The organism is Evansella sp. AB-rgal1 (assembly GCF_041820985.1).
GTDB lineage: Bacteria > Bacillota > Bacilli > Bacillales > Salisediminibacteriaceae > Evansella.
Genome location: NZ_JBGUAU010000013.1, coordinates 72,598 through 96,693, shown reverse-complemented (window position 1 = coordinate 96,693; position 24,096 = coordinate 72,598). Strand labels below are relative to the sequence as shown.

Genomic DNA, 24,096 nt, shown 5'->3' with positions numbered 1-24,096 from the left:
GTGCCTTGTTTTCTCTTTAGGGTATTTCATGAAATTCACTTGTATCTCCTGTTTCCCATAATAAATTGGATCTACCTGGGTGGGCGGATAAAATAGGTTGTAACAGTGCTTTGAGCTTCGTGCTCCCCAACATACAATCACCTACTGCATCTCAATAATTAGAATTATTCTAAAAAGAAGCAGTGAGAACCGTCCCCACTGCTTCCAAATGTGATGTATATCACAGTAAAGAATTTTGAATGATGTTAAGGTTATTGTAGTATTCACAGTGTAAACGTTGTTAACTGGCGTTTTTACACACAAACTACATAACAGGGGTGGTTCTTCTAATGGGAAATCAAACGTTGTATGAAAAAATTGGTGGAGAAGAAGCAGTAGCGAAGGTAGTAGACTATTTTTACTCTGAACTAGTGTTAAAGGATCCGACAGTGAATCATTTTTTTGAAAACACTGATATGGATAAACAAAGGAAGCATCAAACCAAATTTATTAGTTTTGCTCTTGGGGGGCCAAACCAATATACTGGTACATCTATGGAAAAAGCACATCAAGGGATGAATATTCAACCAGAGCATTTCCACGCCATTGCCAAACATTTAACGGATGCGTTAGCACACTTTGGAGTTAGTAACGAAGATATCGATCAAGTAATTACTAAGGTTGCATCCTTACGCGATGATATTTTGTACAAATAGTTAATTACAGAGAAAGCGTCCTTTCTGTGGGGAGAAAGGACGCTTTTGTTTTATCTAGGTTCTTCTGGACAGTCATGTGCATTAGGCCTTACCCAACTACTTGGAATTTAGAATTATTATAAATAGAAGCAGTGGGAACCGTCCCCACTGCTTCCCCACTGCTTCACCCTCACCAAATATCCTTCTCGAAAACCTCTCCGTTACTGTAAACTACCTTTAGAGTAAGCTCTGTAAACGAGTCCTTTTCTAGTGGGTTCTCTAAATGGAAGTGGTAATGGTGTTCACTATTTCCATCATCGTCATATGTAGCAGTGTTCAACTGCCTTTCTTCTGATAGTACCCCATCCTTGTACGATAATACGTACACTTCCTCGGGATAATTTGCTGAATCAAAATTATCGCTGTTAACACTAATGAAATATCTATCATCATGACCTGATATATCTATCATGATCCCACCATAAAACCTTGATCCAAAGTATCCTAAGTTCGTAATTTCCTCTATTCCACTCTTCACCATTCCCTCAGTAGACATGGAAACATAATACTTTAATTCGGTTTGACGATACTGTTCCTCTTTAACTTCTTCTACTGCAGTTTGATGCCCATCCATTCCTTCACGTGAATAGACATAAACTTCCCAATTTGGTTCGATAACCATCTCAAACGGTACCGTTACTCGAAATAAACCATTTTGTAACTCTTCTGCTGAAACGGAAGAATATGTTTCACTTTCACCTAGTGAATAATTAAACACAACATCAGCATTAGTCGGAAGCTCCTTAATCTGCCATTCAAATATCGCATTTCCTCGTCCTTCTTCTCCTTCAACTGTTTCCACATCCATCCTTACGTAACTAATCCAACTCTGTTCCCTATGTATATCTTCCATGACACTTTGGATATTGCTTGTTTGCCCGTTAACACTATTTAATATTTGATGCTGATAACTGCTACTGTTGTTAAGCTGATTTTCTATTGTGTTCAGTTTGGAAAACAACACTGCATTCATAATTAAACATACAATAAGAGCACACGCTACGAAAATCTGAAAATACCTCATTTGAGTTCCTCCTAAAATCGTTCTTCTCTATTTTAACGACAAAGTTAGTGGAAAAGTTTCACTAAGAAGAAAAGCGCTAAGCGCCTAAGATCACGAGCGACCAGCAAATGTTCTACCAGATTAAAACTGCGATCTTGCACTTTTATATCTGGCAGGATATTTGACACGAGATGATGGTGCCTGGAGCTAGACAACTTTCAAAGTCTAAAAATTTTATACTTATCTTTATAAAAAGGAAGCTATTCTTAATTAGCATCAAGAATAGCTTCCCACTCTTTTCAATTTATAATTACTATAAACAGAAGCACAAGAACCGTCCCTAATGCTTCTTGAATAACTTCCCACTCTTTTCAATTTATAATTACTATAAACAGAAGCACGAGAACCGTCCCCAATGCTTCCTTCCAATGCTTCCCTACCTTTGTCTACCGGGTTTACCATTACCATTACCCTTACCGTTCCCTTGTGAATTCCCCACTACGTGCAACTGTAGTTCTTGATAAGTAGAAAGTTCTACAATATCTTCCACAGATAGCTTTAAGGTATATTTACCAGGGGATAAATCAGATAGATCAAATGCAAAGGAACCATCTTGTTCTAATAGTACATTCCCCGTAGCTAATTCTTTTTTGCCGTTGTTAGATAACAATGCATATCCAAGATGAAGCTTATCGTTAACATCATAACCTTCACCAAAAACTGTCTCTACAGTAGATTTATATTCAATAAACTTGTCATCCACAGTTCCCGTCACTTCATAGTGGGAAGTATTTATTTTACTATCTATTTTATCAACGCGTAACTTAGGATCCGATGTTTTCACATACAAAGGCCCATCCCAGCCTAGTTGTGCAAATGCAAAAGTATCGGGATTCCACGAATGATAATTTACCGTATACACACCTTCAGGAATTTCTTTGAAGACATCATCTGCCCAATCATAGTAACCACTACCAATTTGTACATCATAGTAACCAGAAGGTAATGGTTGGAAAGCTAAGTATCCAATATAGCCATCTCCATAGAATCCAGCATTAGGATTGCCCGCATCCCAAAATTCAATAGACATTAAGTCATCATCATGTAACAGTCCAAAATCCAAGTAAGTATACTCATATTTCCCATTACCATTTGGTGATATAATCGAACTCTCTAATTCGAAATATTCAAGACCTTTAGGAATATACGTTGAAAACTCAGCAGCAAAAGGTAACACCAAATCAGTATTCCCATTTGAAAGTTGTATATATCCTAACATCTCATTCCCTGGATCCTCTTCTCCACTTGGTACTGTCAAAGTAACAGTTAGTGTCTCGCTGCCGTGAAGATCAAAGGAATCTTTATCAACAGTTACACTAGCACCTGCTAAATCACCAGTAGCTGCTTTAGTAGTTTGAACACTTACTGTAAACTCCCTGTTAAAGTCAACAAGACTTCTTAGCTCTATCTGTCTTGTTATTACGATTTCTTGCTCTGGGTTCGGTATAACTCTTCCGAAAGTCACCGTTCCCTTTTCATATTGTTTCTGTTCACCTTCGTGTTCTATTGAATCTAATGAATACGCCAAAGCTTTTGCTGTAACTGCTTCGTAAGGCTGGATTCTCCCTGGGCCTTGGGTAAAAACATCATACTTATTTGTATCTAATAGTTTTGCAGTATTCGAGATTGCTACTTTTAGATCAAATGGTGTCCAATCAGGATTTGCAGACAATAATAATGCAGCAACCCCCGCTACTTGTGGCGCAGCCATACTAGTTCCTGTTTTTCGGGCATAGGATTTGGAATAATCAGCACCAGCGAAATCCTTAGCAAATGCAGGTACTGCGGCCATGATATTTGTACCAGGTGCAACAACATCAGGCTTAATATCAAAAAAAGGAGTGCTAGGTCCACGAGAGCTTGAGCTATTTACATCATCCCCTTCAACTAAGCTACGTTCATAACTTGTGATGGTGACATTACCAGCATTTTCTGATTCTATCGCAGCTCTAAGAGCAGTTCCTTCTGCAGTAGAAAGATCAAAGGTTGGAAGAAAATCAAAAGAATCTCCTAAAGAAGCTCCTATTGGTCCTTGACCTTCTACATTATTATGCAGCAATATCCCCGCCGCTCCAGCTTGTTTCGCAGCTGCTATTTTTTCTTCTAAAGCAACCTGTCCTCCACGTGAAACGAGAACTACTCTATTTTTCACATCGATATTATTATAATCTGCAGATACCCCAAAATTGGGAACTGCCACTAAATCAAAAGTACCGTTCAAAGCTACCTCTGGATTGGTAGCAAAATCCCAAGCCATCATCCGAGCTCCATACGTAGCTTCAAAATCGTTGGCGCTCACTGTTAAAGTAGCACGAAGAGTGGTTTTGGGTAGAGTGGTATTTCCAACAGAAATTCCTAGCGCAGCTGAACCTGGATTTCCTATCGAAGCACGGCTAGGACCAGCATTACCAGTTGCTAGAATAGCTGTTACACCTGCTAATACTGCATTATTTATTGCAACCGCATCTGCAGTGATGGAACTATTACTTCCTCCACTAAGAGAAAGGTTGATAATATCCATACCTTCTTCTACAGCCTTATCAATTCCTGCGATAATCCATGATAAATTTCCACTTCCATACGCTCCCATTACGCGGTAAGCGTAAAGTTCCACTTCCGGTGCAATACCGGCAATACCATATTCGTTGTCACCATTTCCAGCAATAATACCAGCTACATGAGTACCATGAGTAGTATGGAAGGTACTACCACCATTAGTGTCAGGGGCACCAACTGCAAGATCTAGCGGACTTGTCTCATAAGGATCATTATCAGCTCTTGAACGACTATAGATACGGTCATCATGTGGAACAAAGTTGAATCCACCTTTATAAACGTCCTTAAAATCAGGATGATCATAATCAATACCAGTATCTAGAACTGCCACTTTCACCCCTTCCCCTTTATATCCCATTTCCCAGAGCTTCGTTATCTCAAGAAAATCATTACTTTCATCCATGCGCTGGGATTCTGCACCTGATTGGAAAGTATCTTCTAATGCATATACCTGTTCATCTGGTTCTATGGATACAACTCCATCAAGCTCAAGTAATTTTTCTATGTCCTTCCCTTTCACGATCATGGACATCCCATTTAAAGCATATTGGTATGTATGGTATTCAGAGAAACTAACCTTTTTATTGCTTAGTTCTCTCACAAAAGCAGCTTGCTGAGAACGAACCTTGTTTAACACATTTGCCTTCTCAACAGCAGATAATCCTTTCCCTTTGCCACGGCCTTTCCCATTACCGTTCCCCTTGCCAGGAAGCTTTTTCTTCCCCTCCTCTAAAGCAACTGGCGCTTCAGAGAGTTGAACTATAACAGAAATCTCTTCTTCACCCTCTAGTTTCTGCAAAGAAGGATGCAAGTAAGGATCTTGTTGAATTAGATTTTGGTGCTGGTTCACTATTTCTTTCATGGCTCTGATGTTATCATCACCCTGGGATATATCCCCAATAGAAGCTCTTGTTTCGGCTATTGCAAAAATAGGGTTAAATAAGGAAAGAAATAATAACAATATTAGGAAACTATGTAGTACTTTGTTCTTAAAAAGCATAAAATTCCTCCTTCTATTTTTATATATTAGGCTCTGTTATACGTTGATGTTGATTTTTACTCCAGGTTGCTCGCTTTCCTTGGGCGAACTGCAAGCCTCCTCGATCGTTACCACCCTGTGGGGTCACGCCTAGCTCGCTATCCCCAGGAGTCTCTCTCGCACCTTCCGTAAAAATCAACATGGCACAAATATCAACATGGTCCTTTAACATAGCCTTATAATAAACAGTTCCATTGACTCTTCTTTTAATCTTAGTATCAATGAAACTATTGCTAGTTTTATCATAATAGAATTATTCAGAAAAATATAGACTTAAGATTCCACTAATCTACACAATCTTCTAATATTAGAGAAAATTCTTGTTTTACTGTGGAATTTCCATGAGGCTGGGTCATAACGAAAGTGTACCCATGTTACTGATTCCCTTATTATTAGTCTGAGTGGGTCCAATCATGAATAAGGAGTGGTTTATTGAACATAACCATGCGTTAGTTGGAGAAGGAAATAAATACAAATATAAGTTATAACTTGGTTTATATTGAACTGGGTTATTTTTTAGAGGCTCTGTTAAACGTTGATGTTAATTTTCTCCAGGTTGCTCGCTTTCCTTGGGCGAACTGTAAGCCTCCTCGGTCGTTACCTCCCTGCGGGGTCTCGCCTAGCTCGCTATCCCCTAGGAGTCCCGCACCTTCCGTAAAAATCAACATGGTACAAATATCAACATTGTCCTTTAACATAGCCTTTTAATAAATAAAAAGCGCTGCATAACACAGCGCTAATTAATATACATTTTCACTTACATTTAGGTTCGTAGATTATCGTTTTGAGATAGGTAACAGAACCTGTTATCCTCCAGCGGAACACTTTTTTATCTTACTATTTGTCTATTATTTAGGTTCTGTTAAACATTGTTCTTCAACATAGCCATTATCAGGAGAACCGTCTTCACCGCTTCTTAGCAAAGTGTAAACTTCATCAATTGGAATGGGTTTACTAAACAAAAAGCCTTGTCCTTTTTCACATCCCAATGCTTCGAGGAAGAGTAATTGGTCTTCAGTTTCTATCCCTTCCGCCACTATTTCTAAGTCAAGTTCACGTCCTAAATTCATAATAGCGGATACTATTTTTTTCATACCTGCCATTTCAGGTAATTTATTTATAAAAGATTTATCAATTTTTAATGAACTTATTGGCAAATGTGATAAGGCATTTAAATTAGAATAACCTACACCGAAGTCGTCGATAGAAACTGCAAACCCTAGACTTCTTAATCCAATGATGAAGCTCTTACTTTCATTTATATTATGTATCGTTGATTCTGTTAACTCAAACTCAATATGACTAGGGTCAAGGTTCGTTTCTTTTAATCTCATTTCGATAAAATCTAGTAAACTCCTATCTCGAATTTGGACGGCCGACACGTTAATAGAAACTTTAAGATCATGAAATCCCTCGTTATTCCAATCTTCTAAAGTCTTAAACGTCTCTCTTATTACCCACTTACCTATAGAAATGATAAGACCCGTTTTTTCAGCTAATGGAATAAATATTGTTGGTGATATGATGCCCCATTTCGGATGATTCCATCTTAACAAAGCCTCTAAACCGATAATTTTCTTCGTTTTCAAATCAAATTTAGGTTGGTAGTAAATACATAACTCTTTTTTTTCAATAGCGTATCGTAAGTAACTCTCTAATTCTATTCTTTCAAAATAATTATCTTTCATTGCTTTTGTGAAAAATAAGTATCCACTCTTAAATGAATTCTCCACCTCATACATTGCTATATTTGCTTCTTTCAATATTTCCAATTCATTACACGAACTATTGTTACAAATACTAATACCAATAGAATAATCAACAAATAATTCAAGATTGTTAATTATAAAGGGGTCAAATTTTGAATCCAAGAGCTTCCGAGCTTGTTCCTCTAATGCTGATTTCGTTACGTTCTTAAAAACGACAACAAACTCACTCCCATCGTAACGAGCTATAAAGGCATCGTCAGAAAGAAGAAATGTAATTCTTTTTACTATATCCATTAAAACTACATCACCATAACTATTACCCACAGTTGCCCTAATATGCTTTAAGTTCCCAATATTTATGAACATAATCCCTATATTCGTTTGTGGTTTATTGGAAATCCGCTTCACTTCTTCTTGAAGCAACGCTTGGTTAGGTAGGTCTGTTAAGCTGTCATAAAAAGCCAATTTATTTAATCTTTCATTTGTTTCCTTAAATGTATTCGACCAAGAAAGAGAAAAGAAATGAGTAAAAGTAATAATAATCGTCGTGAAAATAAAAACCTCCACATCTTTCATGATATATGTACCATCATCTATCCAATACATGATCAACATGGATTTAAAATGAAAAAGGACAATGCTAAAACTAAACAGCATGAATTTATACTTATGTAAATAAAACGAGAACGGAATAATTGGTATGACTGAAATAAACCAAATTGACTCTAATATACCGTGATTAAATACAATATCTACAGTCAAAGGTATAATTAAGCATAAAATAAATAGAAACCATAGTTTCATAGGAATTTTCACATAATGCACCGCCTAAGTTGTTGGATTATACATATTTTAACACATTCTTACAAACTCAAACACCATAATACATTATTCGATTTTTCATGACACGGTAAACTCGCTACTTACATATAACAATTGGGCAGTATTCTTTTCATTATGTGGCCTAATTTCATCATTCTAAACGAACTCAATTAAGAGGTATGCGTAGGGAAAATGTAGTTGAGATACGGGAGGAGGAAGAATACATTCTTCCTTAAAATAGAAAGGCACTGAAAAGCTTGTACCCTTTTCATGTGCCTTTATGAGAATAACTAGTCTTTTGATAATAGACCTTTTCATACTGAAAACAAAGGTCCAATTAGAATCGAACGTATTCTTCTCGTAGCATCATCATTCAATTAGATTAATTTTTCTTTTGAAATCTTTCAACGTGTCTGTTTCAAAAACTTCGATTCTGGGAATTTCATAAACATGGATACCTGGTTTTGCCAGTTCAGGTATTACTGTAAAGGCCATCTCGAAATCAAGTTCCTTCAATATACTTACTGCCTTTTCATCATAGGCTCCATACGGATATGCAAAAGCTCTATTTCTGCCTCCCAAATTTGTAATACTATTGCGAATGTCCTCCAGAATCTCTTCTTCTGGTTTTACTATTAAATATGGTGAATAACTGAATGCTCTTTTATGAAAATTGTAAGTATGGCTTTGAAAGTCAAATACATCACAACTATTTTGAATGTCCGAAGTACTTAAGTATTGGTAAGCATTTGCCACATACTTAGGGTCTCTTTTTGTAATTGCAGCTGTTATGATAAAGTTCAAAGCATGGAAATCGTGGTTTTTAAGGATTGGATAAACTTCCACATAATTATCCTTAAACCCATCATCAAAGGTTAACACGACACTATTTTTAGGAACCTCTATTTCCTTTTTCAAAAATAATAGGAGCTCTTTCGCTGTTAAGGTTGTATAATTGTGCTCATGAAGTAACGCCATTTGTTCCTCAAACGTATTTTTTAAAATAATGGTCGAATGTAATTCATCATTATCATTAAAGTGATTTTCCCCAAGATCATCTTCATCAATAACCCTGTGGTACATCAATACAGACACTTCTTTTGCCCCATGACCTGGTTCAATGTGAAAATCTCGCACACCACCGCCCCAATCCTTACACTCACTTAAAGGAAGGCTTTCATCTGGTGGAAAAAAATCTAGCTCAGTTGCCAATGCTTCTTCAAAGTCTCCATAGTATATTCGCACAATGATAGAAAAAATGACTAAGAAAGATATAAGGAACGTGATATTAAAAATATATCTTTTCATTTAATTCTCCTCCATTAACCTGCTTTTTCAGTTAAAACGAAAGTACCTTCATTGTATGTCTGGTTATTAGTACCCACCCTAGTTGCAACATTCCATTTGTCTTTGTTTATGAAGTACATGGTTGTTCCTGATATGACAAATGCAAGTCCTAGTAAACGATAGGTTAAGACTTCAATAGGTATAAATATCGCAATTTTCAGATAATCAGGCTTATTATAGTTCAACCCTAACCTATTACTGACTATCATGGTTGTATAGCTTTGATAGATTCCCAACACAAAGGTTGCTGTTAAAAATCCTAGAACTATCATATAATGATCACTATTCATTAAGAGCATTATAGGTATGAATACTATTGGAAATGCACATAACGTTCCTAGTAAAAATGCTTCTATGAGAAAAAAGATAGAAAGTCTAAATCCTAGTTTTGTAAAAAATGATGACTTATAGGTGACAACACAATCCATAAACGCCTTTTGCCATCTAATCCGTTGATTAAACAAGTCTCTGTAAGTGGCGGGGCATTCCGTATAACATATCGCTTCTGGTACAAAAATTAGTTTGCAATCTCTATATTTCATTTTTATTAAACGCTGTATTCTTAACGTTATATCCATATCTTCTCCAACCGTTTTCCTAAAACCATCTATTTCGAATAAAATGTCTTTTCGAAATGCTCCAAATGCGCCTGCGATAACCGTAATTGATTTAGCCTTCATTTGTGTAAACTTATGCAAATAGAAAGCTGTCAAATATTGAACAATTTGAAATCGAATAATTCCTGATGTGATGAATGTCGGTTCCGGTAATAAGAAGTTACCTTTAAACCCTTGTCCAATTTGCACCATTCCTCCAGCAGCAAGAACTTGTTTATCTTCAAACTCCGTATTCATAACTTGTAACGAATGTGGTTCTAAAATGCTATCTGCATCCAATGTAATAACAAGCTCTTTTCGGGCATATTCTATTCCTGCATTTAGTGCATCCGCTTTTCCGCCATTTTTCTTATCAATTACAAATATTTTAGGGAATAATTTAGATTCATAAATATCAATGATAGCTTCATGAGGAATTTTCACTGCAGCTAGTTTACGAAACGTTGGCTCTAGTTGCAGATGATGTTTTAATAGATCCAAAGTCTCATCAGAAGAACCATCATTAATAAAGATAGCTTCATAGTTTTTATAATTAATGTTTACGATACCTTGTAGGCAGTTTAGGATCACCTTCTCCTCGTTGTATGCTGGAACAAGAATAGATATTCCTTTCTCTTTCTCTACTTCTTCCCGTTTCTTCTTGTCTTTGATAGAAAAAAGTGGGACAAAGATATAGAGAAGCTGAAAGAATATATAAATTAAAAACAAGATTAACGTTATCTTTAAAAACATCAATTATCCCCTCTTTCATAAACTCTTACGTACTCTACCTCAAATAGTTGTGGAAAAATGGTAGTGTTATCCGGTCTTCCTGGCCAATCTCCTCCTATAGCAGTATTTACATATAGATACATGTCCACATTCGGTACAAAAGCACTCGTTCGAAATCGCTCTATGTCATCTATGTACCAAACAACTTCTGTAGGTGACCATTCCACGCTGTACGTATGGAAATTTTGAGAATAATCTACTCCTTTATGCATCGTTGATACAGAAGTAAGCTTATTCTTTTCATCTAACCAATGTAATACCATCCAAATTTCATCTGGTTTGTGACCAAGCATCTCCATAATATCTATTTCGGGTAACCAAGTTTGATCAATATTCGGCATCATCCAAAAAGCTGGAAATATCCCTTGACCACTTGGTAACTTTGCCTTCATTTCTGCCTTACCATATCGAAAGCTGAACTTATCCTTCGTATGAATGGCCCCTGATGTGTAATGACGTCCTTTATAATCTTCTCTCCTACTAACAAGGTGTAAGTTTCCTTCCGAAACACGTACATTATTTGGTGTATAAAACTGTAACTCGTTGTTTTTCTCTGCAGCCCAATACTCTGTATTCCATTTGTTTTCATCAAGTTCATTACGTTCGAACTCATCTTGCCAAATTAAATTCCAGCCTTCTTTTTTCGCTTCATGAAAATAATCTGTTTTATCTTCTCCATTTGAATCCTCGGAAAACTCTTTCTTTTCCCTCTCTCTTTTTCCAACACCTAAATGATAATTAGCTTCATGAAGACTTTCACTGAGCGATTGCTTTGAAAACCAAAGCTTGTCAACGTAGTCTTTTTCAAAATAACCCTCACTAATTAGCAAGATCAAAACTGAAAGTGGAATAATTACAGAAAGACAAACTGAATGTAGCTTTAACTGTTTTCTTCTTTTTGGTTTTAACTGTTTTCTTCTTCTCATTTTCCTCACACCTAATTTTAGTTGTTTGGGAAGTTCTATTTAGTGAATTTTATGCTGTGAAAACATCACTCAGAACCGTTCGTTAAAAAGAATATATTATATATACTAATAGAAAAGTCCCAAATGTAAAAACAGCATATTCACCCGTTATATTCTTTATATAGAACAAAAGTGAGTAATATGTCCTATTTACTCCTGATATCTTACTTTTTTATGTTTTTGTGTTCTTTATAGAGTTTTAGTGAGAATCCCTTACGTTTCACTCATTTATTCTTTATAGAGAATAACGGAACCCTGTAGTATGTTCTCTAGCTTCCTTCTTATATAGGAAAAAGGAAGTGGGGAAAAATACCCGGAACTCCCTTCCAAATTGCACAGTACCTGCTCGTTAGCTTTTATGGAGCGGGCAGTTACACATAGTGAAAATGTCCGTTTCAGCTAGTGAAACGGACATTTTCCTCATTCGAATTTTTTCTCGTCGGATTTACAGTCTCCTTACCGCGGAATAGCGGATGCGCGCTTCCATAGGATTGAGAAAGCTGGATTGAGTCCCCAGGAAAAACTTTGGGCTCGAGAAGGCTTAATACAAGGTCATAAACCACAGGACATTGCTGATTTATATGGATATAGGGTAAATACAGTGAAAGCATGGAAACACCGTGCTACACAAAAGCTTAGGAAAATCTATCAACAAAAGCCTGATGAATTTATTTAAGAACAATAGCTGCCAATAGGGAGAGATAAACTAGAAAAAATACAGCCAAGTGGATAGAGCGCAGGACATAGGTTTTATTACGCAGAGATAACTGGAACCATGTTAGGCTAGATCACCCGTTTTGTGATGTGAGCTACATGAGAAAACCAACTGAAACATGGAAACAACTCTAACTATTGCACCGAGGTCTTGATTAAAGAGAACTTTACTTTACCTTACCAAAAGTAGCATATGAAACCTTTTTCTTGCTTTCAACCCGACAAAAGTTTCACCAATTCGACACAATTTTTTACATTTTTCTCCATAAACCACATTATAGGGTTTTTATTTTATATTTGTTAAATTTTATAATATTTACATAAAGGAGGGAGCTAATGAAGAGGAAAGGGTTTTTAAATTTTACTTTAGGAAAAGTGATTAAGAGTAGGAGGACTTTAAAAGGAATTGGACAGGATAGACTTGCCACAGATGCTGGCATTACAATTGGCTATTTAAGTAAAGTTGAAAGAGGATTAGTTAATCCATCTTACGACAAGCTATACAGCATAGCGATTGCACTTGGTACGATTCCTTCATCCATTAGTAAAGAAGTAGAACAAGAAATAGGCGATATTTTTCTTATAACAGTTCAAGAGAAATAATCCGCACATCTTGTTTTGGTTAGCTGCGCTGTTGATGAAATTTTTATTGCATTTATTTTTCTATTTTTATTTAGTATCCTCATCAATACAAAGCAGAGGTGAATCATTTGATTGTGTTTGGTCATTTTAACGCTCACATTGTCTATGTCAAATGTAAGTAACAATTTTATTATTAGTAATGGCAATACAGGAAGCATGCATCCAACTAATTCTCAGAAACTATTTTTACTACTATTTGAATGGGAGAGAAAACCCAATAATGAGAAAGAACATTATATCAAATTATTATATTTACCCATTTACTTTGGCGTTGGTTCCTGTGACAAATGCTGCTTATTACAATGTAGTCTATGAGCGTGATAACACATACTTTGAGAAAAAAACGACAATTGATTTGATGTTACCATCTTGCGAGGAGGATGCACCGTCTATAGTTAGCCGTCCATCAGCAGTTGCACAACGAAGAAGAAGGAATAGAAAGATGCTAATTCCGATATATCCTATATCAAACTTACTCTTAGCTTTCCCTACCCTATCAGCAACAAATATACTATGTTGTTGGCTCTTTCCTGAGCAAATTTAAGTCATGAATTCTGATCTACTAAATATTTGTGTATGGCTATGTTAAAACGTTTAGATTCATGTTGATTTTTACTCTTGGTTGCTTACTCCTCCTCTAGGACATCGATTAAGCTTCCCCGAAAGAAAATCCACGCACGGTAGGAGTTCAAGGAGTCGCATACCTTTTTTAGGAATCAACATATCTACGACCATAGCCATGTCTAGAAAGCCTTCAAATGTGGAAGTGAAAACGCTCTTAGCATTTACCAATTTTGCCCTTTTTATCAACTATCGATTATGGTGAACCGAAATTCCTCGTCTGATAATAGGTAAAAAAGGAGATTATCCATTGATTGACGAGGAGCTATCAGAGATAGTAAGGGAGAAAAATGGTAAACATATTCGTGCATTGCGGTTACTAAAAGGATTAACGATCGAACAATTAGCAGAGAAAGCTGAATTGTCTAATACCTATTTGAGTGATCTTGAACGAGGAAAGAAGGATCCATCTGTCACAACGCTGTTAAAAATTTGTTATGCACTAGATATTAGTAGTATTTCCCAAATCGTAAAAGAATCGCAAACTCAAGTTTACGAGATTATGAAGGAACGAAACGAGGAAGGACAATGATCCCTTCCTTCTTTTATTTCGGAAGCACGGGGACGGTTCTCGTGCTTCCTAATCGACAAAATTCGTAATATTCCGGGTAGACACCCATGTAAGTGAAGTTTTCACCATGGTGGGTGAAAATACGTTATGAAGCATATTAGTACAATTAACTTTCTATGGAATGAGAGTAAACCAGCGAGACTCCAGTGGGAAGTAGATTAGGGGCGAGACACCGTAGCGACGGAGTCGTGAAGGTGGGTGGCTCGGCAACTCCCCTAGGAAAGCGAGCAGGCTGGAGCGAATCGAATACAAACCAACAAAGTTGTTAATACCTGATAGTTTAACTCCACTAGATAACACGTATGTTCAGGGTAGAGACTAGGAACCACTAAAAATTCGAATAGGACAAACTGAGTGTTTCATAATATATTGCAAAAGGACAATTATTTAAGGGGGTACTATGAAAGATAGAAAAAAAAGCATAACCCTACCGTTGAATAGTATTTCACTTATGTACTGGCTTAACTTGTCTGTAGAAAAAGAGAGAAAGTTTGAGAATTCAATTAGGAAAGAACTCACTGTTTTTAAAACGAAACATAACGATTTTTTACTCATTGAGGGATACGATTTATATTTTTCAATGATAAAACAGAAACCAGATATGCTGGTAACGTTTGTCATTGGGGATTATCCTTCTGAATTAGAGGCAAGATATGCAGCTGTGAGGGAATTATTATCATATCAACGATCAGCTTGGGTCACCAAAATACAACAAATAAAAATACTACACACTACCTATAAGCAAAGCAAAAACACGTTATCATACAAACTAGGTATTCCTCTCCGAAAGGTAGATAACTTCATGCTGGACGAAGGAATCCCCATAAAAATCAGAGCGAAGGCTGCTGAATGTGATATGGGGAGACTCGCTAACTCCATTAGTCGCTCTGAGCTAAACCCAAGATTGAAAAACATCATGTACGAGTTTGTAACGTATCCTTCTGAACATATTTATTGCTTAACAGTTCATTCATGGGAACTTGCAAGAACGATGCTTCTCGAAAATCAATCCGAGCTTATGAAGCTTCCCTATCAAGACATTCGATTCCTCATTGTTCGTCATGCCATTGAATACGTGAAACGAAGTAAAGAGAATTTCCAGAGTGATATAAAAAATTTCAGTAAGAAAGCTCCAATTCCATTGTTCCGTGCCCCATCGCCTACGATTAGAAACCAAGAAGAAACCAAAAAATTTGTGTTTCATTAATCATTCTATTTTTACGGTCACAATTACTTATAAGAAAATCGTAATCCGCTTGCCATCTGCGAAGAAAAATGTTTCTGTCAATTGAAAAAGTACTTTTTACATTTTTCAACAGGAAGAACATTTTTCACAGTAGATAGCGGATGGAGCTAGAAAAAAAGCGCTTTTTGCATTTAATCAGTCAGGATATGTGACACGAGGTGATAGCACCTAGAGCTAGACAATTTTCGAAGTCAAAACCTGATAAAAAAGCAGCTAAACACTACTGTGCTTTCAGTGTTAGCTGCTTTTTCATTTTTCACTATATTTATTATGGGATTTTATAGCGCATGAACTTTCACACTTATAACGGCAAGAACTTGGTACTCTTCCTTCTTTAAAAATAAAATACTATTTTGAACACTTAGTAATTAATGTTTTTACAGTCTCTGTTGGTTTCCAACAAGTAAATTGATACGTTGGCTTTGTGTCGAATCCCAACCTACTACATTTATATATTCTTCTTCCTTGCTCTTTTTTCGTTTCATAATGTATACAAGTTGCACAACAGTGAAAATTCTTCATGAAAAAATGCTCCTTTTTTTACAAGTTACAAAGGCACTGATAAAGTAAAGTGTACTTTAGCAGTGCCTGAAAGCTGTACTTTTTACCTCTTCTCAATATGACTAGCAGCAATCACAATCACATTCGTATACCCTCCTGAAACATTAGGAAAACCCGAATAAATAGTTGGTACACCCATAAATTCTATATGGTCATTTGCAAAAATGTCTAATGTTCCTATATAAAGCAACTCGTATCCTTCACCAGTACCGCTATCAACATAGAGATAGGTAATAAAGTCATCTATTTCAGGAAGATATTCTTCAAAGATATCGATAACAATGGCTGTATCCCAATACATGGTAGATGTATATCGATTAAGACTTTTTGTTAAATGACGATATTCGATATCAATATTTATTAACTGTGCAGCCTTCTCGATGGATTCCCCTGTAGAGGCTGGAAATAAATCAGGATGCTCTAACATGAATTCATACGTATCAAGTGAAAGGGAATCCCCTGGATAGTTGCCGTTAATTTCATCAATCATTGGTACAAGTAAAGAGTAAATATCTGCTGGCTCGAAATCAACAAACTCATTAGAAAACCATTCACCAGAAGTATCAGTATTTATATCCCCTAAATAAATAACATCCCATACTTCCGTTTCGTAAATTTTCCATTCATCGCCTTGCTTTCTCATTATGTTGACGATCTCTATTTGATTATCATTGAAATCTGGACCTGAGATTTTCGTTGTGGTCTGTATGAGCCAAACTTTTGCTACCTGTTCTGAAATTTCCATAACCTCTATTTCTTCGATAACATAATCCAATTCATATATGGAGAAGATTTCCTCCATGCTTATACGAGTAGATTCATAGTACGGGGAATCAGTATGGAGCGTTGCCATGTATCCATCAAGATCAGCCTGTTGCGCAGCTTCCAAATTTTTATAGACTTCCTCAATTATTTTTTCTTCCTCTAATATTTCTCCCTCTTGTTCTATCTCAGCACTTGTATCGTTCTCTTCTACTTCGTCTGTTTGGTCGTTGTTAGGCGAACTCTCTTCTTCCTTATTTACTTCGTTCCCCTCTTCCCTCTGTTCATTCTCCATATCTATTATACTATCATCTGAATTGTTATTCTCACATGCCACAAAAATGAAGAATAGTAAACTTACAAATATTGCGCTTATCTTTCTAGTCATTTATCTAGCCTCCTGATGTTTTGAATCACCGCTCTTAGAAAAACATAGAATGATATTTGGTTCACAATGCTTAGTTTTTATGATCAATTAAATTACGTGTCGTTTGTACGAATGTAAATGTAATGGAAAGTAAGTGGTGGATGTGTGGGTGAATAATTTAGGGTGAAAAATAGATTTTGCGTGGTCGTTCAGATTGGACCAAATGTCTAGTAGTATAAAAATACGCGATCTAAGTATGTTTTAGGATGAATTTTGCCCCCTTTCTTGTAAAAAGTAAGTAAGCTATATGCCATCTTGGATGTATCCACTGTGCTCAACATCACCGTTTTATTATAATGCCATTCGTTGAAAATGTGCACTCTAATTTTAACAGAATTATCCACACGGTACGGTGGACATTTGCCTGCCTTGAGGATGTAGGATAATTCCAATAAAGAAATTGACTAAATATTTTAAAGGGTTTTGTATCTTTGAGGAAGTTCTGAACAAGTTTGGTGGTATTCTCGGTAAAGTATTTTCCAATTATATGGTTATTTCTTGTGATTTGGACCGTTCATAAGTTGTTTTTATACTAATCTCGATGGTGGACTTTCCAGGTAAATGATAAATATTGTGATTCGGATGTAATTGATGCAAAAAATCAAGTGAGTTACAGAAAGTGGAAGAAGCTAACCGTTAAATGTGATCAAGTTTACCGAGATTAACTGGTTAAATCTCACAAAAAAAGAGACGACATACCATAACGTAGGCGAATTCTGAAAAGGTACACGGCACATAGTAATCATCAGGCAGTGGCAAACTCAACCCTTCGTTTCGCAAAACGAAGGAAGCAGCGAGAACCGTCCGCACTGCTTCCTAACCTTCCCACATACTTACTTGATTTCGTCCTGCGTTCTTTGCAGAGTATAGTGCTTTATCTGCTTTGTTCAATAATTGGTAGAGGGTTTCCTCCATTTCGTATGTAGCTTCTGCAATGCCGCTACTAATGCTAATGGAAATGAATCCTTCATCTGATTGAAGTGGCTCTGACTCAATGCTTTTTCTTAGTTGATTTGCAAAATCCTGCCCCTCTGTGACAGCATCTTTTTTCAGAGCAACAACAAATTCTTCACCGCCATACCTTGCAAATAAGTCATCTTCCTTTAATTGAGTCTGTAAAACCTTAACAACATGCTTAAGCACATCATCCCCAACATGATGTCCATACGTGTCATTTACCTGTTTAAAATAATCAATATCTATTAAAATGACCGTGAATGGGGTCCTTTCCTTCTTCGCTTCTGCAAGGAGCAACTCACTTTTTTCAAAAAAGGCTCTACGGTTATTGATTTTTGTTAATTCATCATAATAGGCTTGATACTCTAGTTTGACCTGAAGTAATTTAATTTCCGTAATATCTGTAAAAATAAGTAAATGACCCTTCCTATTTTGTGTATGTCCCAGTATAGACCTTCTAATTTGGTATGTTCGTTTCGAACCTTTTATTATAACTTCTATTTCGTTGGAAAACTTAGCGCTTTTTTTTTCAGATGGAAATATCTCTCCTGTTAGTTCGAACCAAATCGTAACAAAGTTAACTCCATACATGGACTTTGTTAACAACGGAAACATGCGTTTACTGGCATGATTGAACTCAATTAAACGGTGGGAATCATCAAGTACAATAACACCATCATTGATGCTATGAAATATCATATCCTTAGCAATTGGCATTAGCCTAAAAAGACGTGATGAACTAATAGACCATACATATAGTAGAGAGGATATCCATAAAATCATTGGAACTGGATCAATTCCCTGTGGTGTAAGCCCGATCAAATAAACGAAAGCTGTGACAATCGGGAGGAATTGCCCGAACATTAAGGCAATTAATTGCGGTCGATATTCTTTCGCTGTTTCTCGCCATCTAGATAGGACTAATAAAAATGCCACAAACATACATCCAAAGGTGAAGATTCCATGGACAACATACCACAATCCAATCTCCAGATGTACGAATGGAGCTCCTAAGAGAGGATCAATTTCATACACTTGGTAAAAAAGCTGGTGAAGATCGTTGGTTGCAACCAAAACCAAACTAATGAAAGGAATCACGAGAAGGCTAAAAAACGTCAGCCTTTTAATCTTTACACCTAAGTACTCTATAATGAACAATAAACCTAAAGGAGAAGAGAATGGCATACCAATATACATGATTGTAGTCCAGAGTTTCATTTCCTCGATTGTCGTAGACAAAAAGTAGACAGCTGATGCAAAACAGTAAATTGCAACAGAGAATGTGTAACAAACAAAAATAGTTGCAATGTTCGAGTATTGATGGCGTTTCAAATATACATAGGAGCACAAATACAAATTTAGTACACAAGAAGTACTAATGAGCGTGATATAAGCTAACAATTCTGAATCCAATGTTCGTTACCTCTTTTTAAATTTTTTGATTTTTTAACTTTTTAATCTTAATATAGCACAAATAGAGGAAATGTGTTCATTTTTGAGTGGGAAGTATTGGGGAAGCAGTGGGGACGGTTCTCGGTGCTTCCTTTCGACAAAACCTAGGTGATGACAGGCAACCAAACCATAACACCAGTGATATTTCATAAACAAAGTTTATATAATTCAGGTGTGACCGGGCACCATCTCATTGAAAACACAGTATGGTTGTAGTAGATTAATAGTGAGAACGTAGAGAGTTAACAGCCGGGTACTTTTCAGAATTTTTAACAGAAGGACAAGGCACATGCAAGTCAAATTAAAACCAATTGAAAAACGTGACATATCGCCATTTCTATATGGCGAAAACCTTAGTTTTTCTATACTATAAATCCTTTAGTGCAGTTAAACATTTCTCGAGTATGGAAACTAGACATATTACTTTGTTCATCATTCACATAAAATGAAAACTCGGAGGGAAGAAAATGATATTAAATCAGTCGAGTCAATACATAAGAAAAATCGACCTAAAAAGAGAGCAAATTATGTCCTATGATGCTTTCCCTCTTTCACTTCCTGTTATTCGAAAGTTCAGGGAGATAACATTGCATCCAAATGTAACATATATTATTGGGGAGAATGGCATGGGGAAGTCTACATTGCTCGAGGGTATTGCTATTGCATTAGGATTTAATCCTGAAGGTGGTACGATTAACTTTAATTTTTCTAGCTTTGATTCCCATTCAAACTTAGAACAGTATCTTAGAATAGCTAAAGGGGTAAATAGAGCAAAAGATAGTTTCTTCTTTCGATCAGAAACCTTTTATAATGTTGCGACTAATATAGAGAACTTGGACAGTGAACCAGGTGGTGGCGGGAGGATTATTGACTCCTTTGGCGGAAAATCACTTCACAAACAATCTCATGGAGAATCGTTTTTTGCGGCGTTCAATGAACGTTTTAGAGGAAATGGCTTATACATTTTAGATGAGCCTGAAGCTGCTTTATCACCGTTACGGCAATTATCGATGTTAGCAAGAATCAACGAACTTGTACTTGAAGGATCTCAGTTTATTATCTCTACCCATTCTCCCATTCTGATGGCCTACCCTCATGCAAAAATACTCGAACTCACCGAAGAAGGAATGCATGAGGTAAAACTGGAAGAAACCAACCATTACTCTATTATGAAGCAGTTCTTTACCGATAAAGAAAGATTACTACATCATCTTTTTCAATAGGGGGAGCAGTGGGGACGGTTCTCGTTGCTTCTATTTATAATTATTCTAAATAGAAGCAGTAAGAACCGTCCCCACTGTTTCAGCAAATTTCGGAGGGTGGTAACTAGGCACCACCCGAAACAACCTCCCAAAAACAACACACCCGATTCTTTCCGTGCTCCTTTGCATATCTTTCGGCAAAGTCGGCTTTGTCTATTAACTCCTGCATAGTCGCTGGGTTGTCTTTGTCCACACTGGATACTCCTATACTTGCTGTTATATGGTACGATTCATTGACATGTATTTTCCGTATTTCACTTAGGATGTGGTGGGCTACTCCCTTGGCAATCTCTGAATTAGTATTTGGCAGGATAACAATTAATTCTTCTCCACCATACCGCCCAACAATGTCGCTACTACGTACAGATTGCTGAATGGTCGCGGCCACTTCCTCTAAAATGCGATCCCCTTCCGTATGACCAAACTGATTATTTACGTATCTAAAATTATCAATATCAATCATGAAAAATGAGAGATTTGCTTGAAAATCGAGCGTTTTTTGAAACTCTTCATTTAACCTTGTAATAAAATAGTTTCGGTTAAATAGCTTTGTTAAACCATCCACATGTACTAACTCATTGTAAATTACGTTTAGAATTTTAGGGGAGATAAACTGCAAAAATTGATCTAGATAATAGATACTTTCACCACTTAGAACATGTTGATTCTCCATTAGTACAACGGAGATAACCTCATTTTCACTGGACAGAATAGGAAATCCATGATAATGCGAGTTGCCACTTCCACACTGACTCACACTCTTTTCTTCAACTACTTTTTTCAAGACCGCATCTACGTTATCATTCATTATCTCTTCACTTTGCAGCTTATCATTCACGTGCAACGTCTTATTTCTACTTCTATCAATTCTAAAATGGAAATAAACAGAATCAAATAGCATATTTTCGTGAAGTACCTTCGTTATATTTTTACAAACAGCTTCAAGGTGTTGCGCGGAATGAACTAACCGAATACTATTAAACATAATTTCATTATTAGTTAGCAAATTCATCATTTCTAGCTGCTTATTTGCTGTCATCTTTAAAGATTGATTGTCAATCTTTTCAATATTACAACCTATTTCCTTTTGTTTTAGAACATTATTTACTTTTGTAAAATAACTTTTCGCCCGAATGAAAAATACCCTTGCTTGAATATACGACTTATTTTTCACATAAAATAAACCCTTATAGAAATAGACATAGCCTAGATATCCAAAATAACCCTTGTTAAATACAACCTCTTCAAAGGATTGCACATATTTTGTGAAGGCTTCATCTTGGTCTGTTCGGAGGAATGACTCTAATAGAATGATGGAAAATTCAAGCCTATTTTCTTCTCCTATATTCTCCTCTTTTAGACATGTAGTAGCGATAGAAATCGTTTTTTCATATTGCTTGAGTACGGCACAATACTGGGATTGTAGTAACAATAGATCCATTTTCCCTTTATATTTTCTACCTATTTTTTCAATAAATGGCCATAGCCTCTTCGCTTTTTTCACATTGTTTTGCCTTAGAATAATTTTATATTGGAAAATCAAGGCATCTACACGATAAAGGTTTAACTTATTCTTTCTCAACTTAGACTTTTCTTCGTTGATAAGCTTCAACGCTGTTGAATAATCCTCAATCAAATAATATAGCTTCACTAAAGTGATTTCATTAAAGTTCAATTTGAATGCATTTGCAATTGCTTTTGCTTTTTCTCCCAGCTCAATGGAATAGCTTGTATCTCCTAAATACAGATAGAACATAATGAGGTTTGTATTTGCGTTCATCTCATGCTGTTTATTCCCTAAAGCTATTGCCAAATTCTTAGATTTAATCATGTAATCCTTTGCTTTGATGACATTCTCTTCTATTAATCCAATCCCCATTAAATTATAAATATTCATTAACATCGCAGTTTCCCCGTATTGCTCTGCCAATCCTTCTGCTTCATAGATGAACTGCGCTCTTTCATTCCAAGGGCGATTATTTAAAAACTGAAGAATATGCAAATTGTATAACCATCTTACATATTCGACTCCCTTCAGCTTTTCTCTGATCATCATACTATTCTCTTTGTGATAGTGAATCATTTCCTGCACAATAGATGTATCTCGGCCTGTATAGGTATAAAAATATCCTAAAATAATCAGAAGATGTAGTTTCTTATTCATAGATGTGGTGGGAGAATCGCATCGTTCTAAGAAATCTTTCTCATATTGTTTGATGAGTGACATATCACGAATGGTGATACTTACATATCCCATCCTAATCATTGCTTTAAAAGAGTCATGCTTTATAAATTGCTCATGAAAAAAGTCTAACGCTTGTTTAAGATCTCCGTTCTTTTCTAAAACATTACCAAATAAGAGCTTCACACTCAGCGGTGGCTCTCTATCCACATACTGTTTATAAAGTGTGAACATCTTTTCCAGGCTTTTTTTTGCATCAAAAAATAAGCCTTCTTGATAACATCGATTCGCTTCTAATAGACGGAAGGCTAACGCATTCCTTCCCTGGCCCGCTTCTTCATATTGAACTGAAATCTTATCATAGTTAGTGATATTTATCATCTTCATGAAAAAATCTCCTTCAAAGCCTTGGATTCATGAATTCATTCAACAAGTAAAAAGACTTTTTCTTTATTATACTCTTAAACTACGATTGTATCGAGACCAACTTACAGAAAATTGGGAAGCGGTGAGGACGGTTCTCACTGCTTCCTTTTCGACATATTTCGTGACGCGCTAACCTCACTTCGCCAACCTACTTAAAAAGTCTTTCAAGTTTCTAGCCACTGGAATTTGTTCGTTTGTTTCGTGTTCCCAAAAAATGATAGAGTTGTTAGTTAGGTTAATGCAGTAAAAGTTTCCACCTGATTCTGTTGCGAATGGCAGAAGTGTGTTATTGAAATTCCCTTTGAAATAGTCAACAACATCATATATGTTTTCAACGTCTTCCTTGTTGAAGGATAACAAACCTTTCACTTCTAATTCCGTTCCGTCTACTGTATTAATTTCGTTTGGGCTTGGCCGTCCGCCATTGTGCTTCTTAACCAATTCTTTCAGTTCGGTTGGAACGGAAAATCCTTTTTCTTGTTCAAACAATTTAATGCTATTCGGCTCTGTTAACGTTTTTTCTCGTTTCCATTGTAGTTTGTCCATTTCGTCTTTCCTCCTTTTATCAGGTATATCCTGAAAATACTCGTTATTAACAGTGATAACTATCTAGTTTTAACCACTTTGTTGGTTTGTATTTCATTCACTTC

17 protein-coding genes are annotated in these 24,096 nt (G+C 36.2%); 7 read left to right on the top strand and 10 right to left on the bottom strand.

Going from position 1 to position 24,096, the window contains the following annotated elements:
- Nucleotides 1–329: 329 nt before the first annotated feature.
- A complete protein-coding gene (locus ACERII_RS12720) occupies nucleotides 330–695 on the top strand; it encodes a group I truncated hemoglobin (protein WP_373642739.1) in 366 nt (121 codons plus the stop codon).
- 169 nt (nucleotides 696–864) lie between these two features.
- Here the strand turns inward: ACERII_RS12720 and ACERII_RS12715 are convergent, their stop codons facing one another.
- From ACERII_RS12715 to ACERII_RS12690, 6 genes are all read right to left on the bottom strand, one after another.
- The gene (locus ACERII_RS12715; RefSeq protein ID WP_373642738.1) at nucleotides 865–1,758 is read right to left on the bottom strand and encodes a hypothetical protein; all 894 of its coding nucleotides are present in this window, start codon (nucleotides 1,756–1,758) and stop codon (nucleotides 865–867) included.
- A gap of 415 nt (nucleotides 1,759–2,173) precedes the next feature.
- Entirely contained in the window at nucleotides 2,174–5,353 is a 3,180-nt protein-coding gene (locus ACERII_RS12710; protein ID WP_373642737.1) for a S8 family serine peptidase, read from the bottom strand.
- A gap of 887 nt (nucleotides 5,354–6,240) precedes the next feature.
- Complete coding sequence (locus tag ACERII_RS12705; protein ID WP_373642736.1) at nucleotides 6,241–7,917, bottom strand: putative bifunctional diguanylate cyclase/phosphodiesterase; 1,677 nt, start codon at nucleotides 7,915–7,917, stop codon at nucleotides 6,241–6,243.
- A 375-nt stretch (nucleotides 7,918–8,292) separates the two neighbouring features.
- Entirely contained in the window at nucleotides 8,293–9,231 is a 939-nt protein-coding gene (locus ACERII_RS12700) for a polysaccharide deacetylase family protein (protein ID WP_373642735.1), read from the bottom strand.
- A gap of 14 nt (nucleotides 9,232–9,245) precedes the next feature.
- Entirely contained in the window at nucleotides 9,246–10,619 is a 1,374-nt protein-coding gene (locus ACERII_RS12695) for a glycosyltransferase family 2 protein (protein ID WP_373642734.1), read from the bottom strand.
- Nucleotides 10,619–11,584 carry a glycoside hydrolase family 16 protein gene (locus tag ACERII_RS12690; protein WP_373642733.1) on the bottom strand — a complete coding sequence of 322 codons (966 nt, stop codon included), beginning with the start codon at nucleotides 11,582–11,584 and terminating at the stop codon, nucleotides 10,619–10,621. The genes ACERII_RS12695 and ACERII_RS12690 overlap by 1 nt, the downstream gene beginning before the upstream one ends.
- 544 nt (nucleotides 11,585–12,128) lie before the next feature.
- On the opposite strand from ACERII_RS12690, the gene ACERII_RS12685 reads away from it, so the two are divergent.
- From ACERII_RS12685 to ACERII_RS12665, 5 genes are all read left to right on the top strand, one after another.
- The gene (locus tag ACERII_RS12685; protein ID WP_373642732.1) at nucleotides 12,129–12,299 is read left to right on the top strand and encodes an RNA polymerase sigma factor; all 171 of its coding nucleotides are present in this window, start codon (nucleotides 12,129–12,131) and stop codon (nucleotides 12,297–12,299) included.
- A 374-nt stretch (nucleotides 12,300–12,673) separates the two neighbouring features.
- Nucleotides 12,674–12,940 carry a helix-turn-helix domain-containing protein gene (locus ACERII_RS12680; RefSeq protein WP_373642731.1) on the top strand — a complete coding sequence of 89 codons (267 nt, stop codon included), beginning with the start codon at nucleotides 12,674–12,676 and terminating at the stop codon, nucleotides 12,938–12,940.
- A gap of 259 nt (nucleotides 12,941–13,199) precedes the next feature.
- Nucleotides 13,200–13,523 (top strand): competence protein ComK, encoded by a 324-nt coding sequence (locus ACERII_RS12675; protein ID WP_373642730.1) that lies wholly within the window; start codon nucleotides 13,200–13,202, stop codon nucleotides 13,521–13,523.
- 327 nt (nucleotides 13,524–13,850) lie between these two features.
- Nucleotides 13,851–14,132, top strand: coding sequence for a helix-turn-helix domain-containing protein (locus tag ACERII_RS12670; protein WP_373642729.1), 282 nt, complete (start codon nucleotides 13,851–13,853; stop codon nucleotides 14,130–14,132).
- Nucleotides 14,133–14,571: 439 nt separating this feature from the next.
- Nucleotides 14,572–15,378 carry a hypothetical protein gene (locus tag ACERII_RS12665; RefSeq protein WP_373642728.1) on the top strand — a complete coding sequence of 269 codons (807 nt, stop codon included), beginning with the start codon at nucleotides 14,572–14,574 and terminating at the stop codon, nucleotides 15,376–15,378.
- Between the two features lie 643 nt (nucleotides 15,379–16,021).
- Here the strand turns inward: ACERII_RS12665 and ACERII_RS12660 are convergent.
- Complete coding sequence (locus ACERII_RS12660; protein ID WP_373642727.1) at nucleotides 16,022–17,128, bottom strand: hypothetical protein; 1,107 nt, start codon at nucleotides 17,126–17,128, stop codon at nucleotides 16,022–16,024.
- Between the two features lie 855 nt (nucleotides 17,129–17,983).
- The gene (locus ACERII_RS12655; RefSeq protein WP_373642726.1) at nucleotides 17,984–19,537 is read right to left on the bottom strand and encodes a histidine kinase N-terminal 7TM domain-containing diguanylate cyclase; all 1,554 of its coding nucleotides are present in this window, start codon (nucleotides 19,535–19,537) and stop codon (nucleotides 17,984–17,986) included.
- A gap of 506 nt (nucleotides 19,538–20,043) precedes the next feature.
- On the opposite strand from ACERII_RS12655, the gene ACERII_RS12650 reads away from it, so the two are divergent.
- The gene (locus tag ACERII_RS12650) at nucleotides 20,044–20,799 is read left to right on the top strand and encodes an AAA family ATPase (RefSeq protein ID WP_373642725.1); all 756 of its coding nucleotides are present in this window, start codon (nucleotides 20,044–20,046) and stop codon (nucleotides 20,797–20,799) included.
- 103 nt (nucleotides 20,800–20,902) lie between these two features.
- Here the strand turns inward: ACERII_RS12650 and ACERII_RS12645 are convergent, their stop codons facing one another.
- Both ACERII_RS12645 and ACERII_RS12640 read right to left on the bottom strand, forming a co-directional pair.
- Complete coding sequence (locus ACERII_RS12645; RefSeq protein WP_373642724.1) at nucleotides 20,903–23,407, bottom strand: GGDEF domain-containing protein; 2,505 nt, start codon at nucleotides 23,405–23,407, stop codon at nucleotides 20,903–20,905.
- A 174-nt stretch (nucleotides 23,408–23,581) separates the two neighbouring features.
- Entirely contained in the window at nucleotides 23,582–23,992 is a 411-nt protein-coding gene (locus ACERII_RS12640; protein ID WP_373642723.1) for an SMI1/KNR4 family protein, read from the bottom strand.
- Between the last annotated feature and the right edge of the window lie 104 nt (nucleotides 23,993–24,096).